Source organism: Bacteroides sp. 1_1_30 (assembly GCF_020982715.1).
GTDB classification, from domain to species: Bacteria; Bacteroidota; Bacteroidia; order Bacteroidales; family Bacteroidaceae; genus Bacteroides; species Bacteroides xylanisolvens.
In genome coordinates this window covers 1-2,160 of record NZ_JAJKHN010000185.1, presented here as the reverse complement: position 1 = coordinate 2,160, position 2,160 = coordinate 1, and the positions used below count along the sequence as shown (strand labels likewise).

The following is a 2,160-nucleotide window of genomic DNA, read 5'->3' as shown; positions in this document are numbered from 1 at the left end:
GGAGTAGTGGATGAGAAATTCTTCCTCTTTAGACTGGCTAAGATTTATGCATACCCCCAATGATTATCGGGTGAGCCCAATAAAGAAAATGAGCAGCACTATTACAAAGTTCTTCGCTTCTTTTTTAGCTTATGGGGTAGCTAATAAGAAAAAGCGCTTCTCGGCCATTGGCCGTTTCTCTGAAGGATTGGCACCGGTTAAAGGAAAAATCCAATGGGGATACATTAATAAAGAGTATGACGTTGTCATTCCTCTAATGTATGAACGGGCTTTCTCGTTTAAAGAAGGATTAGGGCTGGTAGTACTTAATTCTCAATACGGATTCATCGACCATACCGGACAAATACGGATTCCGTTTAAATACGCAGCCGCTCACTCGTTTGAGCAAGAATGTGCACGAGTATGTCACGATGGATTATGGGGACTGATTGACAGACAAGGAAACTACATTCTTCCACCGACTTACAGTCAAATGGAGCAATTCGCGGAAGGATTAGCCCTCGTCTCACTACACAACAAAGTAGGATTCATTAATAAGAAAGGAGAAGTTATCATTCCGCTGGAATATGATAACGGATGCTCTTTTTCTGAAGGATTAGCTGCTGTTTGTATTGAAAGCCAGTCGTCCAAGTGGGGATACATAAACAAAGATAATGAAGAAGTACTTCCTTTTAAGTACGATATTGCAGAACCCTTTTATAACAACATAGCTCGAGTGGGTCTCTATGGAAAAAGCATGAAAATCAACAAGCAGGGCAGTGAATGTCTATAAAACAACCACTCTACGCATTTATTCATCTCAACACGCGAAGACATTCTGTTCTAAAACATCCCCTTACGAACAACAACGTAAGGGGATTTTTCGTACTTTCGAACATGTTAAATCTTTAATACGCAACATTATGATTATCGGAGTACCAAAGGAAATCAAAAACAATGAGAACCGTGTAGGCATGACACCTTCGGGAGTGGCTGAAGTGGTAAAACAAGGGCATCGGGTATTTATCCAACATACAGCGGGAATAAATAGCGGTTTTCCGGATGAAGCATATCAAGCTGTCGGCGCACATATCCTGCCAACAATAGAAGATATTTACGCCACTGCCGAGATGATCGTAAAGGTGAAAGAGCCGATAATCACTGAATATAACTTAATAAGAAAAGGACAGTTACTATTCACTTATTTCCATTTTGCTTCCGACAGGGAGTTAACCCTTGCCATGCTCTCCAACAAATCAATATGCCTGGCTTACGAAACTGTAGAAGAAGCAGACCACACATTACCTTTATTAATTCCGATGAGCGAAGTTGCCGGACGTATGTCTATTCAGGAAGGTGCCCGTTTTCTAGAAAAGCCGCAGGGTGGAAAAGGTATTCTTTTGGGAGGTGTGCCAGGTGTTAAACCGGCTAAAGTATTAATTTTAGGTGGCGGAATCGTAGGTAGCAATGCTGCACAAATGGCTGCGGGAATGGGGGCAGACGTCACTATCACAGATATAAATCTGGCACGTTTGCGCTATTTGAGTGAAACACTTCCTAAGAATGTAAAGACATTGTATGCATCCGAACTAAGAATCAGAAAAGAATTGCCGGATGTTGATTTAGTTGTCGGTTCCGTATTGATTCCCGGCGATAAAGCACCACATCTGATTACTAAAGAGATGCTTTCGATGATGCAACCCGGCACAGTATTAGTAGATGTAGCAATTGACCAGGGAGGATGCTTCGAGACTTCTCACCCAACCACCCACAGTGCACCGACCTATATTGTAGACGGAATCGTTCATTATGCAGTAGCTAATATTCCGGGAGCCGTACCTTATACTTCCACTCTTGCACTGACTAATGCTACCCTCCCCTACGTGATCGCTTTAGCAAATAAGGGATGGAAAAAAGCCTGCAAAGATAATCCGGCATTGGCTCTTGGACTGAATATTGTAGAAGGAAAAATCGTTTATAAAGCTGTAGCCGATGTATTTGGTTTGAAATACGAACCTGTCAGCCTATAATAAATGGGAATTTATCGGTTAAATGAGAATTTATCGGTTAGGCTGAAAGCCTTACAATTATATATTTATTGGGGTGCCCTGAAAGGGCTTAATTATATAGCGTAGGGCAACGCCCTACGAAAAAAACACACCAGCCACAAGCCCTGAAAGG

2 protein-coding genes are annotated in these 2,160 nt (G+C 41.9%); both read left to right on the top strand.

Annotated features, from left to right (window positions below):
• Positions 1-88: 88 nt before the first annotated feature.
• A complete protein-coding gene (locus LPH68_RS25995) occupies positions 89-772 on the top strand; it encodes a WG repeat-containing protein (protein WP_087321905.1) in 684 nt (227 codons plus the stop codon).
• Positions 773-902: 130 nt separating this feature from the next.
• Entirely contained in the window at positions 903-2,009 is a 1,107-nt protein-coding gene (gene ald / locus LPH68_RS25990) for an alanine dehydrogenase (RefSeq protein ID WP_008025781.1), read from the top strand.
• Positions 2,010-2,160 lie beyond the last annotated feature (151 nt).

What these genes read in the sequence shown, in the direction of transcription:
- LPH68_RS25995 (WP_087321905.1), top strand. Translation starts at nt 89, where the DNA reads ATGAGCAGCACTATTACAAAGTTCTTCGCTTCTTTTTTAGCTTATGGG.
- ald (WP_008025781.1), top strand. Translation starts at nt 903, where the DNA reads ATGATTATCGGAGTACCAAAGGAAATCAAAAACAATGAGAACCGTGTA.